Source organism: Bacillus cereus group sp. BfR-BA-01382 (assembly GCF_022663475.1).
Taxonomy (GTDB): Bacteria; Bacillota; Bacilli; order Bacillales; family Bacillaceae_G; genus Bacillus_A; species Bacillus_A thuringiensis_S.
The window spans coordinates 1-23,709 of sequence record NZ_JAKUFQ010000005.1 but is presented as its reverse complement, the minus strand read 5'-3'; the positions used below and the strand labels follow the sequence as shown (position 1 = coordinate 23,709).

The following is a 23,709-nucleotide window of genomic DNA, read 5'->3' as shown; positions in this document are numbered from 1 at the left end:
TGGTATACGAAACCTACTTTATAATACAAAAACGTTCACTTCCAAATACAATTGTAATGCATTACAATTGTATTTGGAAGTAAATGTTTGAAGAAATTAGGAATAATTTATTTAGATACCGTTTGAATAATGCTAAAATTATATTATATATATTATTGTTTTGTCTAATAATATATTTTATTTATACTATTTATAATTTGTAGAGGAAATATATGATGTATAGGGATATCAGGATTGGTTTTGAATCATAATCAGTCTAGTAGGCATCACTACTTTCATAAATTTCATTCGTAGGATACATTCAGTAGCTCAAAATGGCTATACTGTACTTAATTTGAGGGTATTTTTATATAAATGTCTTCCTTTTTATTTATTAAAGCGAATTAATAATTGATAAAAATTATTAATTCGTGATTTTATAGTATTTAAATCAGTAGTATTTTAATCTATTATAATTAATATTTAAAGGTAAATAGAAGAATCACAAAAATCTTCTATTTATCTTTAAATTCTTTCATCTTTCTCCAGATATCTTCTCTTAATTCTTCATAAGATTCATATCCAATAGGTTCTAAACCTAAGTCATAGAAAAAGGTATCTAAGCATATTTCTATTAAATCTGATTTCGTAATAGAGCAGCCACCGTTAAATTGATTTTCAGTAGTAAAACTTTTTGCCCATTGATGAACTTCTTTGTTTGCGCAATCAAAACTTGTTTGAAGTCGTTTGCTTCCATAAGAACCATTTACAATTCCTTCTTCTCGGGCAAATAAAGCTACTTTTTTGGGGATTTTTCGTCCATCTATTACAATATGCTTTTTAGGTCTAAGGACAATGCTTGCTTCCATATCGTCTATAATATTGTCATATGCTTGCTTAAGATTTACTTCTTCAATGTCTTCTACAACTGTTGCAGTGGTCTCTCCTTGAGTTTGCTGAATAATTTTTGGAGGAGCCTTATCAATTTTTACAGGTGGCGGTGTAGTTAAATTAGTATTTCCTTGTCTATGTATATTTCTCATTCGATCTTTTGCGCTACTCATAAAATAACCCCCTATTTATCTTTTTATAGGATTATTATACAGTAAAAGATGAGGTTTGACAATTTTTATAAAAAGTATTTCTTATGAAAATACTTATCTTTATTCATTCTTGAAAAAATTATATTTATAGATGAAAGTGAATCGGAAATCAGTATTTTTATATGTACTTGTTTTATCCTTTTTAATCAAAAGTTAATAGGGATAAAATAATGTCTGGCTAATCATTATATAATTAGGTTTAAGAATTTTAATACTTATTAGCTATTATTGAATTTGCAAATATAAAATTTTCGTAGGGGTTTATTGGAAAAAGGTAGCTCGCAAGTAATTGATAGACGTTCATTTATATTATCTTTAGTATTTCAGGGAGTTATAATGATATTATGTAGTCCCACATTTATTTTTATATTTTCCATCTGTAATATTAAAGGCAGTGCGTGTCACTTGATATCTATTGGATTTAAAACTTTTTAAAGAGGAAACTAATATATGTACTTTACATTTTTTAAATATAATAAAGAGCTCGAGAATAATACTCAAAGCTCTTTAATACTTATTTTTCTAAATGTAAAGTATATTTAACTAAATCGTTAATCTCTTTTGATATTTTATTTCTAAAATTAGTTCTTCCTAATGCTAATGCATGGTTAGGTTGATTTACATAGTTATCTAATGTATCAAAAATCATTTGTTGCATAAAGCGTACTCTATTTGGATCTATTTCGTATTTTTCTAAATTTTGTTGAGATTGTTTTCTAGTCTCTTCTAGTTCTCTCTGCAGTTTTTCTACTTCTTTATTCATTCTGTTACGATCATCAATTAAATGTTGAATCAGCTGCTTATTTTCAACAGTAGTTAATTGCTCAGATAAATCTTTTAAATAAACAATATTTTGTTGAATCGTTTCATTCATAACTGAAATAATTTCTTTATCTTGATGACTCAATAACTTTTCAGCAGTATGAACTTGATTCGTTTTATTTAGGAATTGTTCTATTTTTTCATCTAATGTTAGTTCTTTTACTTGAAAATTAGTAGTATTGATTGCATTATCAGGTATAATCTGTTTAATTTCTTGTAAATCATTAACTTTTTTACTTTCTTTTTCCTCGCTAGTTTGTTTAGTAGTAAAAACATTATTTATATCTGTAACTAAATCTGATTCAGATATTAGAACTTCTTGTTTATCTTTATCAGCTGGATGAATTTCACTCATCTTTGATTCAGTAGAACTCTCTTTATTCTTTAAGTGGTTTTGAATAAATTCTTGAAATTTTTCTTCTGATTTCTTAGATTTAAATGGAATATGAATATTTGTTTGATTAGTATCTTTCTTTTCTGCTGATACGTTAGTTGAAGGTAATGTAAATATTTTTTTATTATATTTGCCTCTTCTATTTAAAAGAAGTAGAGAGCCATCTTTAACTAAAACACTTAAGTGATAGTCCATTGTGGGACCTTGAACCCCAAATTTATCAGCTAAATTTGAAGAGGATATCTCAGCTTCTCCATTAGGGGACAATTCTATTTCTCTGACAACCTCTTTATATAATTCATCACGATTCACTTTATTTTGCAATGGTCTAGCCATATAAAACATCTCCTTTAAGAAAAAAGTTCCTTACAATCATAATAATCCGTATGTGTTAAAGAATGCAAGAAACTCTTAAAAAAACAAAAAAATATGGAGAAAGTATGTGAATTTCTCCATATTTTTCTGGTATTTCTTCAAGAAATCGTGAAGGATTATACCTCATTTGTATGCCATCTTATTTTATTCTTTGGGCTGTATATCTAATTCTCTTGCTTTTCTCCTGGGATTTTCCGAGAAGAGAATATCACTTTATACCAACTAAAATATAATAGGAAACGCTAATTCTTTTGATACATCAATTGTCATAATTTTTATTGAGTCAATTGCATGCCCCCGTTTGATATCTACGAGTTGTGAAGAACTTTTTACTACTTCCCATCCTGTTAAAGTTAAAATAGGACCATAAGTACGTTCACTGCCTCATATTGTTGGGCATTTAGTATCTTAAATGTATTTAAATTTGTTTGTTCAACAGTTGATAGTGTTATGTCCCTAAACTCTTCCTTTCTTATTTGTAATATGTAATAGCGATAGATTTTAGTTCATTTTGATCTGCACCATTAAATTGTATCATTTGGTAAGTAAATCCTACATTTTTTGCAATACTTTCAACTTGATCTGAATATCCTTTAGTACCAATAATAATAAATTGTTCGTTCCCATCCATAAGACTTAGTGACTTATATCTATTAGGTGCTTCGAAAAAAGGATATATTTCGATAGGTACTTTTTTTATTTCTTGTAGTATTTGCTTCATTCTGTTTTGTACTCCTAATCATTTAATTTATTTATTTTCTTACATGGGATATACGTCTTTGTATATCGTAGGATTGCTCTTTTATATTTCTTTTCTATTTTTTACTATGCTTTAGTTAAATTGAATTTTTAAAGGTCCTTTATCAGGATATAAAATTCATCAGTGATGTAGGACTTTCAAACCTTGTGTCACTGGGAATCAAATTATTTTTAATTATGATTTACAATATGTAAAGAAATGCATTCCGGTTGGTTTAATATAAAGGCATTGAAAATAGTAATTTAGGGTTATCCGTATCCTTGAGTTAGATAATACAGCGTCAGGTAATGTTCGTAATGTTATGCAAGTTCATGGCCCAGATTATAGTAATCATCATTAAAATAATTCTTCAAGAATTCAATCTGAAAAATCTAGTTTTATTTTTGGTTTTTGTAACGTACTACAATAAAGCATTATACTCAATTATATTTTTCTGCAAAAAGTATAATTGAGTATAAATAGTCTGGAAATTTTAAATGGAAATCACAAAAAGTATACACTTTCAATAAAGTGTATACTTTTTGTTAGATAATCTTTTATTCATTGACTATCCTTTTCTTTTCTCGCTGGATCCATTATAAGTTTTTTATTAATATGTAATAATTTTATATAAAAATTAATAAATTTCAAGCAGACAACGTTCATTTCGAGCGTTTAATGATAAAATCTTTCCGTGTAATTGTTATAACTGTATATTATTAATAATGAATTTAAAAAGCAATTTAAAAGGATAAAAATAACGTTTATTCATAATGATCACATAATATTTCAAGTTTATCAGCAAATTTAATTGCGAGTTTATCTATAATATCTTCAGCAGACCCAGGATTAGCTGAGATCTGCTGAGATAATATTTCAATGATTTTCTTCCCTTCTAAACTAGATGGTTGATCATTTTGAAAAAAAGTAAAAACTTTTTCAACGATAGTATCATTTTGATCTTTCATATTAGCCCACATTAAAACACTCACAACCCTTTCTTAGTCTTTAACTATATAAGCGGTTGTTCCATCACCTAATGGCTGACTTGAAATGATTTTATTTGAATCTATTCCAGACTGTTGCGCACGAACAGCAGCTAACTCTTTTTGTAATTTCTCAATTTGCTGTTCTAATTGAGCCTTCTCCCTTTGAACTTTTTCAAGTGATTCTTCTTTTCCTTTTAATACGGATTCAAGCCTATTTAATCCAGATGTTAATTGACCAGCTTGTTTCATAATATCCATAATTTGTTGAGATTCATCAACAGAAGAACCATAGTATACAATTTCATTGGATTCAGCTTTTTCTAATGATGGAACAATACCGATAATACCTAACTTACGCAATTTCTTAATCGCTCTGTGTGCAGTAGCTTCACTAAGTCCTGTAGCTTCTCCCATTTTGCTCATAGATGCTTTTACCGAACCGCCTTGCTTACCGGCTGTAGCTTTAATATAATTAAAAATTTTTTTTTCATTTTCTGTTAGCATTGATAATACCTCGTCAATATTCATCATTCTTTAAAACATCTCCTTTTTCCTCGTGTATATCTTTTAAATATGTAATGTACTACACATAAAGTCGATAACAATAATTAATATAACATAATATCAATAATTTTACTTCTATCAGCGTTTAGTTTTTTGAAGAATGATGAAAGATACTAGCAAATGCTCTAAAAATCGTTATATTTTGCTGTATATTTAAATATCTCCTGTTAGTATAACGATACAGGTTTAAATAGATAAATAACATTTGATGGGAAAATGTACAATATAAAATCTTATAATTATATTTGTCTATATTTTTTCTCAATTACTTCATTATTTACAACATCTATTCCTCTAATATTAGCTATCTTTATAATCTCTTCAATAGTGTATATGCGATAATTATTTTTTGGATTTCTTCGTGCTATAGGAATTAGATGATTTGTTTCCCAATACATCAGTGTATCCCTATGTACACCTAATATTCTTGCTGTCTGTTTCATTGTATAATCTACTTTTAGTGTATTCATATTAAGAACTCCTTTATACTGTACTGCCCTTTTGCAGCCTTGTTCATAAAACAAGGCTGCAAATATTTAGAACAAATAATCATTTGGTTGAATTATCAGATTTTTTATGCGATCTAATACAATGCTCAATAGGGATTAAACAAATTACAGTTTTACTCAATAGATGATGTTCATATTGGTTAAATATAATTTGTATATTTAACCAATAAAGGAATCCTTGTAGATATAGATTGAATTTTAATAATGCTATCACCATCAAAAGTAAGGATAGTGATGGAATCCGATTTTTTATTTAAAATAGTTAAGATATCTAGGTTACTCATTACATTTTTCACTTATTGCGACTTTCCATGTAGTTGTTTTCATTATTTTTTGTATTGTTCCAACCTGTGTAGTTCTGAATAAATATATCTAATGCATTCTTTACATCTTTTAAATCTTTTAATGCCTTGAATGCTGTTTCATCTTCTATCTGCTTAGCTGTTACTTCTTTTGTAATAAAAGTACCTCGATCATTTAGAACACGTGAAATCCATTGAGCCATTAGTACAAGCATTTGATCTGGAATCTCTTCTTCTCTTTTTATAATTTTAAAACATGCTTCTAGAGTATTATCAATCATACGAGCCTTAGCTGTTTTTTGAGGCATACCACGATCATGATGATAATCGTATATCCCATAAATAAATTGTCCTAATGAATGTGTTGGATTTAATCTATTTCTTGACATTATTTATCACCACTCTTATAAATTTTAATATAATTGGTATCAGGGCTAACTAAATACTTTAATTTTTTAACATTATAGTATGTATGGTTAACTATCATAAAAAAATGGTACAAAATGAGTAGATATCATACTATGTTTGGATTTCACTATTTCTGCTTGAACCTTCAATTAAATTACTCCGGCTAATAAATAAATGTTTAATATCATAAAAAAGATCCATTCTCTATAGTTCATTATTGTTGTGCAATTGCAGGAAATCCGATATTTCCTTGTATACTAGCTGGAGCACCTACTCGTACTGAAGTTTGTTGCTGGGGTAAGAATCCTGAATGAATAGGAATATTTGATAGGCCCCCTCCTTGTTGTGGCTGTTGTCTAGTTTGGTTTGCAACATAATTTTGATGATTGGGTTGGAAGCCACTATGTTGTGGTTGAAAGTCTACACCTTGAGTTTGTTGTTTAAATTGACCTGTGGGTTGTTGATTATCTAAATTTCCACCATCTAATCCGATAAGATTTGTAACTTTAATGGTTGGATAATAAGTGTATGTTCCGTCAGTGTTTTTCGTTTGTCGCAATTCAGGAATACCTTCAATAAATACTTTGCGCCCTTTTGGGCAATGGTTTAGTAGAAATTTATAATAACCATCTGAATTCTCATTTCCCCAAACTTCTATAAACCAAAAATCTGCTTTCTCACCACCACGATGATTTATAACAACTTTTGAGCTGGCAACTTTTGAGTTATTTACAGGTTTGGATTCAGGGTCCTTTACTAAACGCGCAACTACCTGTATTTTGACATGATTATCTGCACCATTATTTCTATATCCACTATTATTTTGTTGTTGACTTGAGAAATTACCATTAGGTCGAGTTTGGTAATTATTTTGTTGTTGATTGAAGTTGTTATAACCGTTATAACTGTTATGCATTGTAAGTACCTCCATCATAATAAATTATATTATATTCAAAAATATCCCATAGATTGGATCAGATTTAGTATTTTAAGTGGTAATAAATTATTTTATCTGTATGTTGAATGTTATATATTTCTAATATATGAACTGAATTGCATTGCATTTGGACTTGTAGCTTTTCGCCTACAAAAATAACTCGATTATCAGGATACAAAAAGTCTTGTTCAGTACCGTCAGGAAAAACTAAGATATTTCTCATTTAATAAGTTCCTTTAAATCTTTCGTATTGAGTGTAAAAGTACCCATAGACAATTCACATACCTTTTTTAAATCTATCAATCTTAAAATTATGGTTATTAAGTCTTTAAAGATATTATATTCTTTAATATGTAAGTATCGCATATGGTTTTGTACTATTTTGTGTGGAACTGAAACATAAATAGTGCTAACAAAGTTATCAATCATTTTCTTAGCTATAATGGCTCTATTTCTAGATAATCTATCTATATAGAATAATTCGGAGGAGTGTATAACGTATTTCTTTAATTTTTGAACATCCATGTTTAGGTCAATCCCTTCTTGTTTTGGTATATATCGTGTAATACATAAAATAGTCCCTGTACTGGATTTTGTGAAATAATGTGTTTATATACTAAAATATTAACGAGAAGATTGTTTAGCACGATGATATTTTTAAATTTAATCAAAAAGAATGAATAGTTATAGTTATTTAGGATAATGTAGTAAAAACTAAATAAAAACTCGTGTGTTTTCCAATATGCTTTATCAGGTTTCTATTTTCTTGTGTAATCTATGTCTTTCCCTAAGTTTAGCATACTAAAATAATATTTGCAAGGCATTACATTAAGGGGCGTTTATCAAGAATAATACTCTGAAATAGATTTATCAATTTGTAGATTCAATAAAAAAATAATTAGAATCAATGTAGTAAAGCTTTGCGAATTTGGTGATATTTTTTCACTTGTACATAGTTTTTAGTATGTTTTAAAAAAATTCCATGTATGTTCTAAGAACTATGCAATATTTAAATGATTATAACCGTGTAATGATTCTATAGCTGATATTTATTGTTATAGTATTCCCTAAACTTATATACTCTTATTCCAGTTTATTTTTTTAATCAATCTGGCGCTGTACTGTGGATTAGATTGGTACGTGCTATTCTTATAAGAAGTTTTCTTTAAATAGTATCTAATATCTACAAAGTAGATTTATACAGGTAAAAAGGCAAGAATTTGAATCTCTTGCCTATTCACTTAAAATATAAAATTGGGCCGATAATAGTTCATCTAAAGAAAACATAATGCTATTATTATTAACTATCGTTTGTTCGCTTCCTATTGTATGGAAGATGCTTTCATATAAGCTATCTCCATGCTTGATAAATCGTTCTGTATTTTTGTAGCTAATTTTTATTTTACCGCCATCTTTGTAACAAGCTAATGCATCTCTTAAGGTAGCTCTTTTAAATTTTTTATTCCTTTGCATAATTACAAAATGAGATTGAAGTACATCAGTTCCAAAATGTAATGGATAGGTATTTTGGAAAGCTTTATCAAAAAGCATAAAATGACCATTTTCATTTTTTGTCACACAAGAATCTTTTAATGGACCAGATACGCCAAGTGCTATCTCTCCTAATGGTAGATCTAATAATTGAGCAGCGGAATATATTTTTTGTTCGCTAGAATCTGAATTATATTGTGTGTTGCCTTGTTTCGTTTTTAATGAATCACATATTTGTTGTGCATCTTCTTTGGGTTCAATAGACTTGGATTTTATCTCATCTAACATCGTTTCTAAATCGATTTGTTCTAATCCAGGGATGCTTTTGACCATAGCTACCATTTCTTTGAAGTTTATTTCTACGCCCCCCCTAAAGCTTGTTGCAAATAACCATAGGTTACCGTCAGTCAACTTATCAAAATGGTTACTTAATAAAAATTTAAAGGCTTCTTCGGGTGTATTGTGTATAATAGATGGTTGTAATTCAAGTGTATAGTGCATAGTTGTATTTTCAAAAACATCAAATAAGAATTTTGCTTGTACTAGGTTATTCTGAATGTTTAGGATTTCAGATTCAATAATATATGAATCACCATTTCCTAATGGATTAATTAGAACATGGAAAAATGTTTTATTAACTTTATGGACTGTTTTCATTATGTAAAACTCCTTTAATATATTTATTCTCAAAAACATTCTCCGTAGAGAATTAATCTTCATATTTTGGCACACGTCTCATTAATTCTAAATCAGCATAAATTTTTCCCTTTTGGAAATATAATTCATGTAAGTTATAATCATGTTCCTTTTGTCTTTTTTCTAGTTCACTAATTTGTTTGTTTATTTCAATATATTTATTTTCTAAGTATTCAATTTGACTAAGAGCGGCTTTTTGTTTGCTCTGTAATCGTATTATCTGTTCCACGTAAAACTCCTTTGTTTTATTAAAGTAGAGAGAATTTTTATGGGAGATATGATAATAATGTTGTATCATATCTCTTAAAAATAGCTTTTCATTTTCAATATTCATTCTAAATATGCATATATTGCTTTCTTTTTTATATTAAAAATCTTTACCTTGTTCTATATACCAACGTACAAATCCTTCAGCAGACATGCCATATTGAGCTCCTGTGTTGATATATGTGATCATATAAGAAGATAATTCTTCGATTCTATCTTCAGATTCACCACTAGCTTTAACCGTACTTTTAATAATTGCATTTAAAATACTTTCTTCTTTTGTTCTACTCATAATTGATCACCTAAGTTTTGTAATTTGTTTTCTGTTTTTAAAAGGGTGTATTCAAAATTTATTTTAACTTCACAACAGTTATTTTTTTGTTCATTAAGTAAAGTCTTTATTGAGAAGTTTTATTCTATTCAGTGATTGTACTAGTTGTTTAAAATCGAAATTTTTATAGTTAAAGACATATTGAACTGATACCTCATTCTTAATAAATTTTTTAGAATCAATTTTATTAATTAATTCTTTCATTTATATCTATTAAAAGTTCAGTTAAGTATTTTAGTTTCCCTCTTTAATTTTTTCAGTGTGTAAAATTGAATTATATTCTATACACACAACGTATTTAAATTTCCGAAACATCATACATATTAAATTAATTCCTTAATTAATTATAAGAGTAAAGAGTACATCACTTTTTCCCTAGGTTCTTACTGTACGTTTTCCACGATATACTAAAAAAGACAATACGTCAATAAAATTTGTAATGCATTACAACATCGGTATGGTGTTGTTGTAATGCTCTTCTTAACGAGGATAGTTGCTATTTTTTAATTACAAGTGATAAATAGAAGATGAAAATATTTACAATTGAATATAATGAAAAATACTGATCGATTTAATTCAAGAACAAAAGTAATTATTTTTTTACCTATCAGAATAATTCTTCTGTAAGTTCCGATATATCTTTTTTGTTTAAAATATATAATGCTCGATAGCTAATGGAATTAAAATTAGATACTTTCATTTTATTTATATTTTCTTTTTATCATATACATCAGTACCGCTAAATTCTTGTTGAATTACTTATTACTTTAATATCATGATTTTTATTTTGTTCATTTTAGGCATTACAATTTAATTACCGATGAATAGAAGTAAATGTTTTTGATACAAATATAATTTATCTCCCCTACTCATATTATTTATAAAATGAATAGGTGTAGTACGTGAGAACTTCTTATTATATGATAAGCCAGTATATGTCTTGTTGATTTTTAGAATTATTTGAATGTACGTTTAGTTTATGTTAATTTAAATATAGATTCAATTTTCTTTTTAACTTCTGTCAAACATTCAAGGGCCGTTTCGCGGTTCAGACTTAGACACTGGTATGTGTCTATGATTCTGATTGCGAAATGGCTCTTTTTATATATAATCATTTATTTGGATGGAGATCATGACAATGAATGTGTTTTGGAATTCAAAAAATATGGTAAAGGAGTGGAGACCGAGAGGTATGAGGAAGGCGCGGCCATGGCCGCGCCTTAGCGAAGACAATTGTCTTCGCTAAGTAATTAAACGTGGATATAACGGTTGCTCTCCACGCTAAATATGGAGCGACAGGCTTAGGCTTAAATTTGAGGTTTACAGATACATATGGAATAAAGGATTGACACCTTATGAAGTACGGTGCATTGGCAGCGCAACTTAAAGTGAAACATGCCTGTTTGTTTTGATTGAAATTGTTTGTGTAGAGAACAATATTGAAATGGGATTGAGAAAGTTACAAATGGTAATACATAGACAAGCTTAAATCTTTAGAAAGGGACTGTAAGCTGGTGTTCAAAGAAGAAAGACTATAAACAAACATGGTCAAGGTATAAAAGTCTTTGTGAATCGATCTATGAGCCTGAAGGATGCAAGGATATGAATAGAAAGCATCTCCTATTCATATCCAGAATTTATTTAATCAACAGTTATATTTGGCAGTTCGTGCAGAATAAGTAATTCATTTGACTCCAGAGCATTTAAATCTAATGAATACTGTTTTAAAAATTAAGGAATTTATGTGCATTAAAATATTTGGAGGAAATGTTAGTTTATATATTAAAAAATCATAAACAAGTAAAATATGCAAATTATGGGGGTAATCAAGGATTTAGGAGAGTTTATAAGCAAGTAGTAGATGTCATAAATATAATCTATGTAGAATTAGGGCATGGTAAAAGAAGAATTGATTTAACATGAGTCTATTTAACATGCTAAGATAGAGGAGTTATAACAGTTGTAACGAATATAGAAATAAAAAGGAGGTTATGACTATTATGATTCCTATAATTTATGAAAATGTATCCCAAGTTGCTAAAAGATTAAAAGTATCACCATCTACAGTGAAAAAATATTATTTGCTAATCGAGAGTTATAACTGTTATGCCTTTAAAAGGGATGAAAGAGAACGAATTATCTTTGATGACTACGATATTAGTTTGTTACAAAGGTTAGTAGAATTAAAAAATATGCCACAAGTTACATTGGAAGAGGCTTGTAAACAGCTCTTAAAAGAAGAGGGATTGACAGTTAAGAATGCGGATATGACTGTTATAACTCCTGATACTGAGGATTTAAAGGTATTATTAAGAGAATTAAAAGATACTGTAGAGTTACAGCAAAAACACTTACAGAATCAAAATGAACAAATAACTAAGTTAACGGGTTTAATGGAGTCACAACAAAAAATGCTGGATCATTCGAATTCTGCAGAAAAACAACAAATCAATGATCGTGATAAAGCTGTTATGACTGTTATACGAGAGTTACAGGAAGTGAAGCAGATGTTTGCAGCGAGTAATGAAAAGAAATGGTATCAATTTTGGAAATGATACCATTTCCAAAATTGATAGTATACAGTGAAATTTATTTGGTTATGCATTCCTAGCACTAGTTCATCGAGGATATAAATTTAATCTTTTATATTCCTGATGAGCTAGTGTTAGTTGTATTGTAGTTCACTTATTAAATTTAATTAATGTAATAGTAATGCCAGCGATGAATGTGACAACTTAAGTGAAAAAAGAATTTAGGAGCTAGTTTTGTTTTAAAACTAGCAACAATGTAATCATCAAATATAAAATTAAATTGTGTAAACAATTGAGGGAATTTGTCGATATTTATATTTCTGAACGGATTTTTAAGTTTTTTTATTTCTTTAATATATGGATGAACTTGCTATCGTATGGTTTTAATTTTTTTACTTAGTCCAATCATACATAAGGTTGTTGTCTCTCGTTTTTTGAATGAACTAAAGCTAATCAACAAACAAAGGCACAGGATTAACCTGAAACCTTTGTTTGTTGTGATGCAGCTTTTTTTTGTAACAAACGATCCATAGCAAGTGAGTTAACATCTTGATTTTTAGATATGTTATTTATTCCACCAGTTAGAATCTCTTTTGCTAATTCTGATTTTTTGAATAATAGCTGTAGCATATGCTCATCATAAGAATCACTCATAATGTAGTAATACATTGTAATATTACTAAAATTATTGCCGGTACGATCGATGCGTCCGTTACGTTGTTCTAATTCAGTTGCGGTATAGGGCAAATCAAAATGAACCATATAGTTAGCAACCTGCAAGTTTAGGCCGGTACTTCCGGCACGCGTGCTTATGAAAAATCGAGTATGAGGATCCTCACGGAATCTTTCAATTACAGTATTTTTTTCCCTATCAGATATCTGTCCAGTGTATAGAACTGATTGGGGTAGGGACTCATATATAATGCGGGCCATACGCTCATATTCAGTAAAGATAACTACCTTAGAATTAGGTTCGTCATTTAATAATTGCTTTGTAAAGGTTTTTAATTGCTCTAATTTTGGTGATTTTTCTATCTCCTTAGAAGAAAGACCTAGCTCTGAAATTACTTTATGAGACATTTGCGAAGCTTCTTCATGTACCAATAATTGTGGAGTATCACAAGATTCAATTAAGAATGTTTGTAAACCTTGGATGATTCCATCGTAATATTCTTTTGCTTGTTGTACGTTCATAAGATTCCCGTTAATAACTTTAGTACCAGATCCAAAAGAACGCAATGAATCTTTTACTTCCTCTATCTTTATTAATAAATGTTTCTGAATACGTTCTTGAGCATCAGTCATTTCTAAGAAGACGTGAGAGTGTTGTACTTTTGGAAGCTGTTGTTGAATTTCAGGCATTTCTTTTGTTCTTCGTATGAAATTAGGAGCGATTCTATAATAAAGTTCGCCTAAATTAAAACTGCCAGTAATACCAAAACGTGTAGTGTATTTACAGTAACGTTCACGGAATACTTCCCAGGAGCCAAGTATGTCATCATTAATAAAACTAAATAAACTCCATATCTCTTCAGCTTTAGATTGTACTGGTGTGGCAGTTGCGATAAAACGATAAGGAATATGTTTCAATTCATAGCAAGCTTTTGCATTTAACGAAGGTTCAATATTTAAATACTTATCTGTAACACCTGATTTGATTTTTTGTGCTTCATCTAAAGCTACAATATCAAATGGGATTTCTTTGATAAGCTTCATATATTGAGGGTTTCTTAATGTTTCGTAATTCACCACTAAGTATCTAATATCAGAACGAGATGCAAAACCTTTAATGGATTTCTTACGCTTGGCAGGGCTGCCGTATACAGCTATTGCTTCTTCGCCGGTAAACTTATATATTTCCTTAGTCCATTGTCTTTTCAATGAATTTAAAGTAACAATTAGTGCACGCCGAGCTTTATTTCTATTAAATAATATTTGACAGGCTCCTATAATTTGAGGCGTTTTCAGTCATGTTATCGTAAGGTTTATTATCCTTACTTCTAGTCCATTATAGACTAGCTCGGCATATCTTTTCACCTTCGTCATTACACGGTAAGGTGGTGCGGCCTCGTGGCGGGATTATATCTTTTCACCCGCTATGCTCTGCCCCTGACCATGGTTTCCATAGCCTTCGGTTCGGATTGCCCTGTCGTATAGAGGGAGGGCTTCTCCGCTTAATTCCGCACTTATAATTCATTCAATTTCTTGGATGAACGGCAATATCTATAATTTGTTAGTACTTTTCATATTTACGTAGAGGATATACTATTGCATCAGTAGATAAACGATTCAATAGTGATGGTACCTGTGTAGTACCTAAATATCTAATTTCATAAGATGCATTTTGTCCTATTTTGTTAGGATATTTCAGACTTTACACTTTAGTATAAAGAGGTTCTATTTTTCTCTACTATGTTAGAAGAATTTATGGTGGAATGTTCTAACTGGTATTTTTTAACATGTTCATGCTGGCGTTATACCACATGATAAGAACAAATTATAGATTTTTTTACCAAGTCCTACGCCATCAAATATAGCAGCTCTTCCTCTGTCGGCTAAATAATGTGATCCTACTTTTTGGTATGGATAGGGTTTCAATGACCATGTCTTGAAATCATTATCATCTTCCTCCCAAGAAAGATGTTTATTGACAAGCTCATGATTCATATCACAGTCTTTAATAAGCTCTTTTAAAGGCTGATCCCATATAATTTGATTACTAAAATGTAATAGTAAATCACCGATTGATTCTTTTCTGAACATCCATTCACCAGTTTTGGAATTGAATATTCGTCCTTCAATAAAACGGATTTTTTCTAATGTATAATCAAATGTTTCTTGTGTATCTAATATCTTTACATAGATATTTCCATACTGTTCACGAACTTGAATCATGTAATCACTCCTTTCCAAGAAGGTTACTAATTATATAGAACTAATTATACATGAAATAAATCATAAAATATATATTATGCTCTATAACACTTCAATAGGTATAATCTTTTAACCGATGGTTACTAAAAAAGAAACTTTAAAATGAATTGCAATATCAAGAGAACTACAAAAAGTTAGTTGATTCTGTCTAATTTATTCAATGAGAACACGGAAAATCAATATAACAATAGAATATGGGATTATTAAGAAAGAATTTGTTGTTTTAAATATGTCCGGCAGATTAAATCATGAATATCTCAGATATTATATATTAAATCCTAGGTGTATTTAAGGGGGATAATTTATATAATTTCGAATTATGGTTAATTATTTATCTTATTAAATGGATAATAAGATAAATAAATAAATTCAAAATGTATTTTCTATGAATAAGTGTTTATACTTTGTATTTTCATAATAAATATAAAATGTATAAAAATAATCCGATTAAAATATTGAACATTTTGTGACATTTTTAGGGTAAGGTAGATTTTCCCCAGGTTTAAATGGTCTATAATAATAATGAGATGTGTTTTTCTTACAATAATTTTTTTGTAAGGTTTAACCTTTCATGAAAAAGTTTGTTCACACTTTTGGAATATAATCCTCCAAAAAAATATTCTTGTTCCAAAATTGCAAACAAACATGTGACACCAACAGATAACATTTTGTGGCTTGGCGGTGTTATATTTCAAGTTGATAAGTATATATACACCATGTGCTTCATTCTAGATGGCACGATGGGACGGGTCTGCTCTTTTTTAGCAAGTAAAAATCCGCCAGTTTTCCTTTTAAAATTGCTATACATTTAAGGGAAGTATCAAAAGTCATGGGTTGAAGGTTAGTTATAAAGTATTATATGAACAAATAATATTTCACTTAGACATGTAATCACCCTACAAGAAGTGCTAAAAACAAGTGTATGTGCCCGTATCAAAGATTCAACAGATATTTATTTTGGAAATACCATCATAACCATCATAACTATCATAACTATCTAATGCGTTTTGGAATTTTAAGTTTATTTTTGTATAAAATACTAAACATTTATACTTAAAATACTTTATACTTTATACTTTCTATTTTCATAAAAAATAGAAAGTATAAACATGATAAATAGTTGAATTTGAATAAAAAGAAAGAGCCCACATTTAAGTGCTCTTTCTTTTTATTCGTCTTATTTAATTTCAAAAGCTGGTGTGATACTTTTAATAATATTTTCTTCAACACCAGCACCTTGTAATTTTTCTATTAAGAAGCTAAACACTGTCTTAGCATTTTTAATAGCAACTAAGGCGTCTTCTGCTAATAATTCTTCAAAAAATGGATAACGAACATTCGTAGCATAATCATCAAGATCAACACATTCTGATAGTAATGTATCAAATGTGGGGTCATATTCAGCACATATCTTATTTAACTTTAAAAGGCTATGTGTTTTCTGTATATTACCACCATTAAAAGCAATGAATCCTTTTAATAGTTTTTCAACACATTGTTGGCAATGATAACAAATAATAGATGATGGAAAAGGCTTCATATTTGTCAGGAAATTTGCTGAATCTAAATCAGATTTAGCGATAGTAAACCACTCTTTAGTATCTTCAATGTTTTTCATATAGAATTTTCCCTTCTTCTGCAATTTTATATTCCATTGTGACATTTCTAGAAGCACGTTCATTAAACTCATCTGGACCATAAATAAGTAAATCAACGGGTGTATTTAAAACATCGTAAATATTGTGTTTTATATTTTTAGAAACTTCTCTTTTACGTTTTCCAACACCATCAACCACAACACATAAATCAAAATCACTATCTTGTGTTGGCGTTCCATAGGCATGACTACCAAAAAGAATAATTTTTCTAACAGATGATGTAGATTCACGTATTTTACCAACTAATTGATCTAATTCTTGCTTCACATTTTCTTTCATTGATATCACTCCTTGTAGTGAACGATCTATTTACACTTATTATACATACAAACTACATATCCTTGTTATTTAAAAGATATTGAATACAAATAATTAATGAAAGACAAGCTCCATACATAAATGAGTTTTTAACTATATACGAAAATATAAAGTAGCATATGTTCGTGAAGGGCATTTTGTTGATTCGAATATTTCATATTTTAAACACTGTTTCAAGTACTAAGGTTTGAAATGAGTATGGCTTGTGTTAGGTTTCTTGAAATTTTTATTGCGACAATAAGAAAAAGGATTAGATAGAGTATATAAGGAGAGTGGGCTTTACTTGTAGTTTGTAGGAGCAACTAACATACATTTGATTAATATTCACATTAACAATTTTAGGAAACATTGTGTTTTAGTTGGATTAATGTTGGGACATGTTATTACGATGATAAAAAAACATTTTTATAATAAATAGTAAATATAAAATATATTAATAAAAAATATAAAGCTATTTATTATTAAAATTGTAAATGGGAATATTAGAAGTAGCTAAGTAGAAGCTGTCATATGACGATTAAAATATTGGATTTTCTAATAGTATGCAATAAAAAGCACACATATCTTAGTGATACCTTACATGTCCTTTTATAATAGAAGTAGTATACTTTTCTTTTAGAATTTTTTAGTGGTAAGGTATTCTAAGGTAGACATAGAACTGATAGGTATCTCTTGTCCTTTTTTGATTTTTGTTTACTGCATGTTTTTTAATTCTAATCACTTTATTGAATGGCATTACATTATCTCAGTTTCGTGTTTATCTCTAATTTTAAAGAGGATCCAGATAAATTTATACGAGAAAATTTGTGTAATTTGGATGTAATAACACAGCAAAGATATCTGATACAAGTAAAATTGAAAGAATCATACGCTTATAAAAATCTAATATGAGTACGATATATCCTTATCCATAAGAGGTATAGAAAGAACAGTTTTATATAATAAAGGATATGTAATTGGGATATATAACATAAAAAAATGTATTTTAAAGGATTTTTTATTAGTTTTAAAATATTGCAAGGCATTACAAAGTGTGGTATATTTATCTCAAGGGGCGTTCGTAACTTTAGCTATAAACTTGATATAATAATTAATTAGCCCCGTGTACTGCAATATGTTTAACTTCTTTAAAAAGAATCATTTATAGTTTTGGTGCATTTTTGCACCATTATGTGGGGGAGTGTAGCGGTAATACAAGAGACTATAATTATTCTCTTATCGACGGTTCAATCCCATCGGCCCATTCCAAAAAATAACCGTAAATTGCACTGAAACGAAAACTTATAATTATTTTGTTTCACGGTTTTTACTTAAGATGTCCCACGATAAATAAGATAAAAAAATCTTTTTATACTTATCCTATCATATTTTAGTATGATAATTATCTGAATTAATTTGGGGATTTTGTTCCAAACAAGTTAGAGATTTTAATGATTAAAGGATATCCACTTTAGGATATACATAAATAGTTTTTTGTAAACGAAAATAGGAAAATTTGGACCTTTAGCTCAGCTGGTCAGAGCAGATGGCTCATAACCGTCAGGTCGTAGGTTCGAACCCTACAAGGTCCACCATATGATCGTGTAGCTGAAAAGGGATATAGCACGACTGTAATTTATCTGCGATTATTTACAGTCGAGGTTACAAGTTCGAATCTTGTCACGATCCCCCAATTACTAGTAACTTCTTTAATCTTTTTCCGTATTGTAGAGTGGTATCGAGGAATGATATTCTCTCTACAACATGTTTGGTATAGCTTAATAAGTAGAGCGAATGATGTAAGCATGCAGTCATTTATGGTGTTGGTGCAATTCCAACTACTGAGCACATAGAACAGTTGGAGTGATAGCGGTTTTATTAACCTATAATACAGGCATAGTAGTTTTGCAATTGTTAAAGAGTTTATCCTCCTTATCCTAAAAGATATGAATTGTTGTAACATCTCCTTTTCACTTCATATCTTTTAGGGTGTGGAGTATCACGCTCAATCCCTGCACTTTATTGTAATTGTTTTAGATGGTCAAAAATCGTATATCAATTTCCGCATTGTAAGAGTTTATAACACAAGAAAAAGCACTGGTTTATACTGGTGCTTTTTTTGTATGTTCTTGTCTAAATAGCAAGGACGAAATATATTGTCAGTTTGTCCATAATGTAGTAATATTGCACATAGGAAACAAAGTGTACATTTAATACTTTTTGTGCACAATGTATACATTAGGTATAAGTATATAAAAGACAATGTTCTGGAGGCTATATAAAATGAAAACTCAATTAGTAAGTAGGAAGACAAAGAAAAATCAACCTGTTTTAGTTGGTTTAGATGTAGGGTTTGGGGCAACAAAATACATATCAAATGTACACCCATACTTAACAGCGCTTCCAAGTGCGGTAGTACCTGGAAAATATAAAACGTCCAATAAAATTGTAGGTTCAAAAGAGGTTGATCTTGAAAATCTAGTAGTGGTAACAGAAGAAGGCACATTTACTGTTGGTCAATTAGCTTTAAAAGTTCCGAATACAACTACAAAACGTACAGTAGTTAGAGATAGAGCAAATGATGTATTTAGTAAAGTATTATTTCAAACAGGACTAGGAATGGCTGTTCCTCATGAGTCAGGAGAATATGATGTATTTCTAGTAACAGGGTTACCAAATAAAGACTTTGAATTATCAATTAAAGATAATTTAGAAGAATTCTTAAATAAACCATTCACAATTACATTCCCTGTAAATGGTGGAAATGAAATTAAAAAAACAATTAATGTAATTGGTTTAGAAATCATGCGTCAACCAGAAGGTGCTGTTACATACAATCAGTTTACTTTTAGTCAAGAAGAATTTTTAGTTCCAAGTGAGAATGCAAAAAACTTTATTGGTATTATTGACTGTGGACATTTTACAACAGATTATGCATTATTCCGTGATGGTGTAATTATGGAGGATTCTATTACAAGTAATTCAACGGTTGCAGTGAATGATGTGTACAAGCGACTGCGCAAGGTTTTAACAATTAAGTTTGATAAGCTAGGATACACTGAATATCAAGCGGAAGAGGAAGACTTAGACAATGCTGTATTGACGGGAAAAGTAGAATATGTTGAAGCGCATGATGTTTCTGAAGAAGTTGGAGAGTGTGTAAAAACAGTTGCTAAAATTATTGCAAAGGATATTCTAGATGCATGGGGTAACGAGACAAACCGTGTACAAACTATTCTTCTTTCTGGTGGGGGATCGGCATTATTCTCAGAGGCACTTAAACAAGAATTTACTGAACGTAAGAAGCGTGGATTTGAAGTACTTGATGTCGCACAATTTAGCAACGTATTAGGTTATTATATGTATGGTTGCATAGCTTTAACTGATGAAAAAGAACAAAGCGAAGTGTTCATGGAATTTGTAGAACCTGTGTTTGGAGAAGAAGAGGTTGCGGAGACAGAATAATGGCAGCAGAAAAATTAGTTGCACGAATCAGAAAAGATGATCACCTAATACGTGAACACTTCGATAAGATTAAAACAAGTGATCATCCATATGAGATTAGAAGATTGCTTGAGAAAGCGATTAAAATAGAGCAAGAAGAGCAGGAATTAATTGAAAAAGTGAAAAAACAACTAGAACTGGATGCTGAATAGCGTCCAGTTTTTTTTTATGCTCTTGTATGCGAATGTAGATATATGAAGAAAATTAGTACAATTAGAATGTGGAGATACTGCACCACCTCACACAGGACCGTTGGGTATTGACAGGAGGATTGAGCTGAGTATCTCCTTTTTGTGCTATTTAAATAAAGAAGGATTATTAGGGAGTGTGGAACTACCTCGTAGATAGACAAAGTACGTTTTGTAGGCAGTATAGGCTATCCCATAAAGTATAAAAAGTCATCGTTATTATTTGGGGAGTGAACAATTCTAATTTTTTAAATAGTGCGTAACAGCGTAGTTGTTTTACATAAAAGATTGGTATGGAGGTTGATAAAAATGTCTAGTGTTCAAGGAGGTTCTGATACAAATCATGGACTTCGAAATAACGTGGTGGTAAGAAAGTTTAAAAAGGCAGGAAGAATAGGTGGTATTGCTTATGGTACATATTCTCGTATGAAAGCTGGGGACTCTGCCTCTGTAGCTTTAGGCAAAACTATCTTATCGAAAGCGGCTTTATCTCTTATTCCAGGTGCTGCTATAACAGTTAATACTATCAAGGCTATCAGGACTGTACCAAAGATATTTAATAAACTAGATGCAACGATAGGAGCAATAGATAGTAAAAAAAGTCAATTTGGGGGGGGATTCAAACAATCTGAATCACAAGTGGCTATGATGCAAGTAGACCTATCAAACATGCAAAATGCAAGAAATCATTTGGTTAAAAGTATGGCAAACCATGCAGCTGGAGCTCAAAAAGTATATTGAAAAATTAGTAAAGAATTGCGCCAAGATAATAATTAATTATGTAGAAAAATAGGGTAGGAGGCTTTGAAAAAAGAGTGGATAAAAAATAAAAATGTTATACATAGTTTTAAAAGTTTTCATTGGTTGTAGAGGTATTGTTTTACTAGATTAATTTATGGAAAGGAAGATCTAAGCTGTCAAATCTATATTTAGCGAGTAATCAGTCTTATAAAGAAACAGTCTATGAAAATATAATCGAATCAATGGTCGTAGGTGCTGCCGATAAGTGGAGACAAAATAGAATTAAAAGAATTGATACGATTCATAGAAAGAGTCCTATTAAATTAGAGAGTAGTTATATTAGTATGATGAATAGTACAAGTATTAATAATCCTAAAGTAGACATGTTATTAGAAGAAGATCATGATGTTCAAATTCCTATACATGTACATTCTATAGACATAATGTTCTATATCGAAAAAATTTATAAAAAAATTTTTGGTGGAGGATGGAAAGGAAAAGCAAGATCAGTATTAGCGGATGGAAAATTTGGTGTTAGTACGGCTGTTTTGTGTGAATAATTATGTTGAGTTTACTAGGGACAGCAGCAGCCATTCATATAGCACCTAATTTAGCGATGAAGGCAGTTAAAAGTACAAAAACTGGTCAGAAGGCTTTAGCAGCAACGTTTGGAGCGGGTGTTGATATGGGGCGTAAAGGCCAGAAGTTACAACACACCGTAAAAGATTTTATGGAGTATGGTATAGGTCCAGAAAGCCTTGTTGAGTATGAAATGGGACAGAGTGTTGGCCATAGACTACAAGGTCTGCCTGAGCATGTACAGACAGAAGCTTTAAAGATATTTAGGGAGCAAGTTAAAGAACAATTTTCAAGTTTAACAGATATTCAGAAGCAAGAATTAGATAAAACTCCATATATTAATACCTTAATACATTATGCGGAGGGAAAAGATGATGGGAAATTAAAGGATGCTTTAATGAAATTATCTATACCAGAATCAGAAGAGAAAAAGCTTCGACATCATGTCACAAACATGGGTATATTAGGGGGGGTTGGGATGGTAGAACCACATGCTTTAATGCAGCCAGCTATTAGTGCTGCACGTAAATATACAGCCCAAAGTGCATATGGGAAAAAATTTATGAAAAATAGCTTTAAAAAGGGCCTACAAGGAAAAATGACACCTAAGTTGGGTCAAGTTGCGACTGATATGCTAATATCTCCTGCTGCATTAGATGCAATGAGAGTAGGAAGTACCTTGTCTAAGGCAAGATTAAATGCTTCCCCTCAGCTAAAAAGTAGTGTACCATATCAATTAATAGATAAGGTATGTAATGAAATAAGCGGTCTATAGGAGGATTCATAGATGAATAAAGATAAAAAAAGCCTGAAGGACACAAAAATTGGGAAACGCGTTGTTAGACAAGCAGAATTAGCTTATGCAAGAGGATTAGGATATGTTGCTGCAGCAATAGTTAACGAGAGAATTAATCAAGTACTAAAAGAAAAAAATCTCAAATAAAATTATATGAGTAAAGGGATAAAATGCATATTAGATTAGTAAGGGATTTTTCATATTAATGATTAGATAATAATAAATTAGTCAACATAGGAATTAATGCATTACTAAAAAAGGAATTGTAAATGTATTAATGGGAAAATGGGATGATATAGAAGAGTGAAATAGTGTGAGTATATTTAAATCACTTCTACAGCTCATTGTATCGTTGATTTTATTGGGGATATATTCGCTAATGTAGTAAGGATTATTGCTATATAACCATGAGGCATAAGATTGAAATGCTTTACAATTATATTTATGAATAGAATTTAATATGGTTTAGAATTAATTAATAGATTGCTCAGTTGCTAAATTCACACTTAGCTAATTCTATATACATAAGAATATATGTACTCTAAATATAGTTTATATTTATTGTAGTAGCAGTT

General features: G+C 29.9%; 22 protein-coding genes and 1 tRNA gene. 8 read left to right on the top strand and 15 right to left on the bottom strand.

Going from position 1 to position 23,709, the window contains the following annotated elements:
• Positions 1-494: 494 nt before the first annotated feature.
• The 11 genes from MR160_RS03605 to MR160_RS03555 all read right to left on the bottom strand — a co-directional run bounded on the left by MR160_RS03605 (position 495) and on the right by MR160_RS03555 (position 9,867).
• A complete protein-coding gene (locus MR160_RS03605) occupies positions 495-1,043 on the bottom strand; it encodes a hypothetical protein (RefSeq protein ID WP_000092891.1) in 549 nt (182 codons plus the stop codon).
• A gap of 553 nt (positions 1,044-1,596) precedes the next feature.
• Entirely contained in the window at positions 1,597-2,634 is a 1,038-nt protein-coding gene (locus MR160_RS03600) for a helix-turn-helix transcriptional regulator (RefSeq protein WP_012614838.1), read from the bottom strand.
• A gap of 511 nt (positions 2,635-3,145) precedes the next feature.
• A complete protein-coding gene (locus MR160_RS03595; RefSeq protein WP_000809628.1) occupies positions 3,146-3,394 on the bottom strand; it encodes a hypothetical protein in 249 nt (82 codons plus the stop codon).
• Between the two features lie 782 nt (positions 3,395-4,176).
• Positions 4,177-4,380 carry a hypothetical protein gene (locus MR160_RS03590; RefSeq protein ID WP_231740123.1) on the bottom strand — a complete coding sequence of 68 codons (204 nt, stop codon included), beginning with the start codon at positions 4,378-4,380 and terminating at the stop codon, positions 4,177-4,179.
• A 33-nt stretch (positions 4,381-4,413) separates the two neighbouring features.
• Positions 4,414-4,932 carry a helix-turn-helix domain-containing protein gene (locus MR160_RS03585; RefSeq protein WP_000980976.1) on the bottom strand — a complete coding sequence of 173 codons (519 nt, stop codon included), beginning with the start codon at positions 4,930-4,932 and terminating at the stop codon, positions 4,414-4,416.
• A gap of 272 nt (positions 4,933-5,204) precedes the next feature.
• Complete coding sequence (locus MR160_RS03580) at positions 5,205-5,435, bottom strand: MerR family transcriptional regulator (protein ID WP_001094255.1); 231 nt, start codon at positions 5,433-5,435, stop codon at positions 5,205-5,207.
• A gap of 331 nt (positions 5,436-5,766) precedes the next feature.
• Positions 5,767-6,165, bottom strand: a complete 399-nt coding sequence (locus MR160_RS03575; RefSeq protein ID WP_000089357.1) for a hypothetical protein — start codon at positions 6,163-6,165, stop codon at positions 5,767-5,769.
• A gap of 233 nt (positions 6,166-6,398) precedes the next feature.
• Positions 6,399-7,100, bottom strand: a complete 702-nt coding sequence (locus MR160_RS03570) for a single-stranded DNA-binding protein (protein ID WP_058839223.1) — start codon at positions 7,098-7,100, stop codon at positions 6,399-6,401.
• 1,254 nt (positions 7,101-8,354) lie between these two features.
• Positions 8,355-9,269: a hypothetical protein gene (locus MR160_RS03565; RefSeq protein WP_058839221.1), complete on the bottom strand. Its 915-nt coding sequence runs from the start codon at positions 9,267-9,269 to the stop codon at positions 8,355-8,357.
• A gap of 52 nt (positions 9,270-9,321) precedes the next feature.
• Positions 9,322-9,537 carry a hypothetical protein gene (locus tag MR160_RS03560; RefSeq protein ID WP_058839220.1) on the bottom strand — a complete coding sequence of 72 codons (216 nt, stop codon included), beginning with the start codon at positions 9,535-9,537 and terminating at the stop codon, positions 9,322-9,324.
• A gap of 138 nt (positions 9,538-9,675) precedes the next feature.
• Positions 9,676-9,867, bottom strand: a complete 192-nt coding sequence (locus tag MR160_RS03555; protein ID WP_000091719.1) for a hypothetical protein — start codon at positions 9,865-9,867, stop codon at positions 9,676-9,678.
• Positions 9,868-11,906: 2,039 nt separating this feature from the next.
• Here MR160_RS03555 and MR160_RS03550 point away from each other — a divergent pair.
• Positions 11,907-12,461, top strand: a complete 555-nt coding sequence (locus MR160_RS03550) for a DUF3967 domain-containing protein (protein WP_000612291.1) — start codon at positions 11,907-11,909, stop codon at positions 12,459-12,461.
• 450 nt (positions 12,462-12,911) lie between these two features.
• Here MR160_RS03550 and MR160_RS03545 read toward each other — a convergent pair whose 3' ends face one another.
• The 4 genes from MR160_RS03545 to MR160_RS03530 all read right to left on the bottom strand — a co-directional run bounded on the left by MR160_RS03545 (position 12,912) and on the right by MR160_RS03530 (position 17,308).
• On the bottom strand, positions 12,912-14,390 hold the full coding sequence (locus tag MR160_RS03545; protein WP_338142099.1) for a DEAD/DEAH box helicase: 1,479 nt from the start codon (positions 14,388-14,390) through the stop codon (positions 12,912-12,914).
• Positions 14,391-14,900: 510 nt separating this feature from the next.
• The gene (locus tag MR160_RS03540) at positions 14,901-15,332 is read right to left on the bottom strand and encodes a hypothetical protein (protein ID WP_000616908.1); all 432 of its coding nucleotides are present in this window, start codon (positions 15,330-15,332) and stop codon (positions 14,901-14,903) included.
• Between the two features lie 1,216 nt (positions 15,333-16,548).
• On the bottom strand, positions 16,549-16,989 hold the full coding sequence (locus MR160_RS03535) for a HEPN domain-containing protein (protein ID WP_000789090.1): 441 nt from the start codon (positions 16,987-16,989) through the stop codon (positions 16,549-16,551).
• Complete coding sequence (locus MR160_RS03530; protein ID WP_000662515.1) at positions 16,976-17,308, bottom strand: nucleotidyltransferase domain-containing protein; 333 nt, start codon at positions 17,306-17,308, stop codon at positions 16,976-16,978. Before MR160_RS03530 ends, MR160_RS03535 begins: the two co-directional genes overlap by 14 nt.
• Before the next feature lie 1,536 nt (positions 17,309-18,844).
• Here MR160_RS03530 and MR160_RS03525 point away from each other — a divergent pair.
• From MR160_RS03525 to MR160_RS03495, 7 genes are all read left to right on the top strand, one after another.
• Positions 18,845-18,921 (top strand) — tRNA-Ile (locus MR160_RS03525).
• Positions 18,922-19,609: 688 nt separating this feature from the next.
• Positions 19,610-20,791: a ParM/StbA family protein gene (locus tag MR160_RS03520; protein ID WP_058839282.1), complete on the top strand. Its 1,182-nt coding sequence runs from the start codon at positions 19,610-19,612 to the stop codon at positions 20,789-20,791.
• A complete protein-coding gene (locus tag MR160_RS03515) occupies positions 20,791-20,982 on the top strand; it encodes a hypothetical protein (RefSeq protein ID WP_000718622.1) in 192 nt (63 codons plus the stop codon). The genes MR160_RS03520 and MR160_RS03515 overlap by 1 nt, the downstream gene beginning before the upstream one ends.
• Before the next feature lie 345 nt (positions 20,983-21,327).
• The gene (locus tag MR160_RS03510) at positions 21,328-21,759 is read left to right on the top strand and encodes a hypothetical protein (protein ID WP_242297060.1); all 432 of its coding nucleotides are present in this window, start codon (positions 21,328-21,330) and stop codon (positions 21,757-21,759) included.
• Positions 21,760-22,001: 242 nt separating this feature from the next.
• Complete coding sequence (locus MR160_RS03505) at positions 22,002-22,319, top strand: hypothetical protein (protein WP_058839281.1); 318 nt, start codon at positions 22,002-22,004, stop codon at positions 22,317-22,319.
• Positions 22,320-22,321: 2 nt separating this feature from the next.
• Positions 22,322-23,113 (top strand): hypothetical protein, encoded by a 792-nt coding sequence (locus MR160_RS03500; protein WP_000949931.1) that lies wholly within the window; start codon positions 22,322-22,324, stop codon positions 23,111-23,113.
• Positions 23,114-23,125: 12 nt separating this feature from the next.
• Positions 23,126-23,281, top strand: a complete 156-nt coding sequence (locus tag MR160_RS03495; protein ID WP_012614828.1) for a hypothetical protein — start codon at positions 23,126-23,128, stop codon at positions 23,279-23,281.
• Positions 23,282-23,709 lie beyond the last annotated feature (428 nt).

What these genes read in the sequence shown, in the direction of transcription:
- MR160_RS03550 (WP_000612291.1), top strand. Translation starts at nt 11,907, where the DNA reads ATGATTCCTATAATTTATGAAAATGTATCCCAAGTTGCTAAAAGATTA.
- MR160_RS03555 (WP_000091719.1), bottom strand. Translation starts at nt 9,867, where the DNA reads ATGAGTAGAACAAAAGAAGAAAGTATTTTAAATGCAATTATTAAAAGT.
- MR160_RS03585 (WP_000980976.1), bottom strand. Translation starts at nt 4,932, where the DNA reads ATGATGAATATTGACGAGGTATTATCAATGCTAACAGAAAATGAAAAA.
- MR160_RS03595 (WP_000809628.1), bottom strand. Translation starts at nt 3,394, where the DNA reads ATGAAGCAAATACTACAAGAAATAAAAAAAGTACCTATCGAAATATAT.
- MR160_RS03600 (WP_012614838.1), bottom strand. Translation starts at nt 2,634, where the DNA reads ATGGCTAGACCATTGCAAAATAAAGTGAATCGTGATGAATTATATAAA.
- MR160_RS03565 (WP_058839221.1), bottom strand. Translation starts at nt 9,269, where the DNA reads ATGAAAACAGTCCATAAAGTTAATAAAACATTTTTCCATGTTCTAATT.
- MR160_RS03510 (WP_242297060.1), top strand. Translation starts at nt 21,328, where the DNA reads ATGTCTAGTGTTCAAGGAGGTTCTGATACAAATCATGGACTTCGAAAT.
- MR160_RS03540 (WP_000616908.1), bottom strand. Translation starts at nt 15,332, where the DNA reads ATGATTCAAGTTCGTGAACAGTATGGAAATATCTATGTAAAGATATTA.
- MR160_RS03520 (WP_058839282.1), top strand. Translation starts at nt 19,610, where the DNA reads ATGAAAACTCAATTAGTAAGTAGGAAGACAAAGAAAAATCAACCTGTT.
- MR160_RS03575 (WP_000089357.1), bottom strand. Translation starts at nt 6,165, where the DNA reads ATGTCAAGAAATAGATTAAATCCAACACATTCATTAGGACAATTTATT.
- MR160_RS03530 (WP_000662515.1), bottom strand. Translation starts at nt 17,308, where the DNA reads ATGAAAGAAAATGTGAAGCAAGAATTAGATCAATTAGTTGGTAAAATA.
- MR160_RS03500 (WP_000949931.1), top strand. Translation starts at nt 22,322, where the DNA reads ATGTTGAGTTTACTAGGGACAGCAGCAGCCATTCATATAGCACCTAAT.
- MR160_RS03515 (WP_000718622.1), top strand. Translation starts at nt 20,791, where the DNA reads ATGGCAGCAGAAAAATTAGTTGCACGAATCAGAAAAGATGATCACCTA.
- MR160_RS03570 (WP_058839223.1), bottom strand. Translation starts at nt 7,100, where the DNA reads ATGCATAACAGTTATAACGGTTATAACAACTTCAATCAACAACAAAAT.
- MR160_RS03590 (WP_231740123.1), bottom strand. Translation starts at nt 4,380, where the DNA reads ATGAAAGATCAAAATGATACTATCGTTGAAAAAGTTTTTACTTTTTTT.
- MR160_RS03580 (WP_001094255.1), bottom strand. Translation starts at nt 5,435, where the DNA reads ATGAATACACTAAAAGTAGATTATACAATGAAACAGACAGCAAGAATA.
- MR160_RS03535 (WP_000789090.1), bottom strand. Translation starts at nt 16,989, where the DNA reads ATGAAAAACATTGAAGATACTAAAGAGTGGTTTACTATCGCTAAATCT.
- MR160_RS03495 (WP_012614828.1), top strand. Translation starts at nt 23,126, where the DNA reads ATGAATAAAGATAAAAAAAGCCTGAAGGACACAAAAATTGGGAAACGC.
- MR160_RS03505 (WP_058839281.1), top strand. Translation starts at nt 22,002, where the DNA reads ATGGTCGTAGGTGCTGCCGATAAGTGGAGACAAAATAGAATTAAAAGA.
- MR160_RS03605 (WP_000092891.1), bottom strand. Translation starts at nt 1,043, where the DNA reads ATGAGTAGCGCAAAAGATCGAATGAGAAATATACATAGACAAGGAAAT.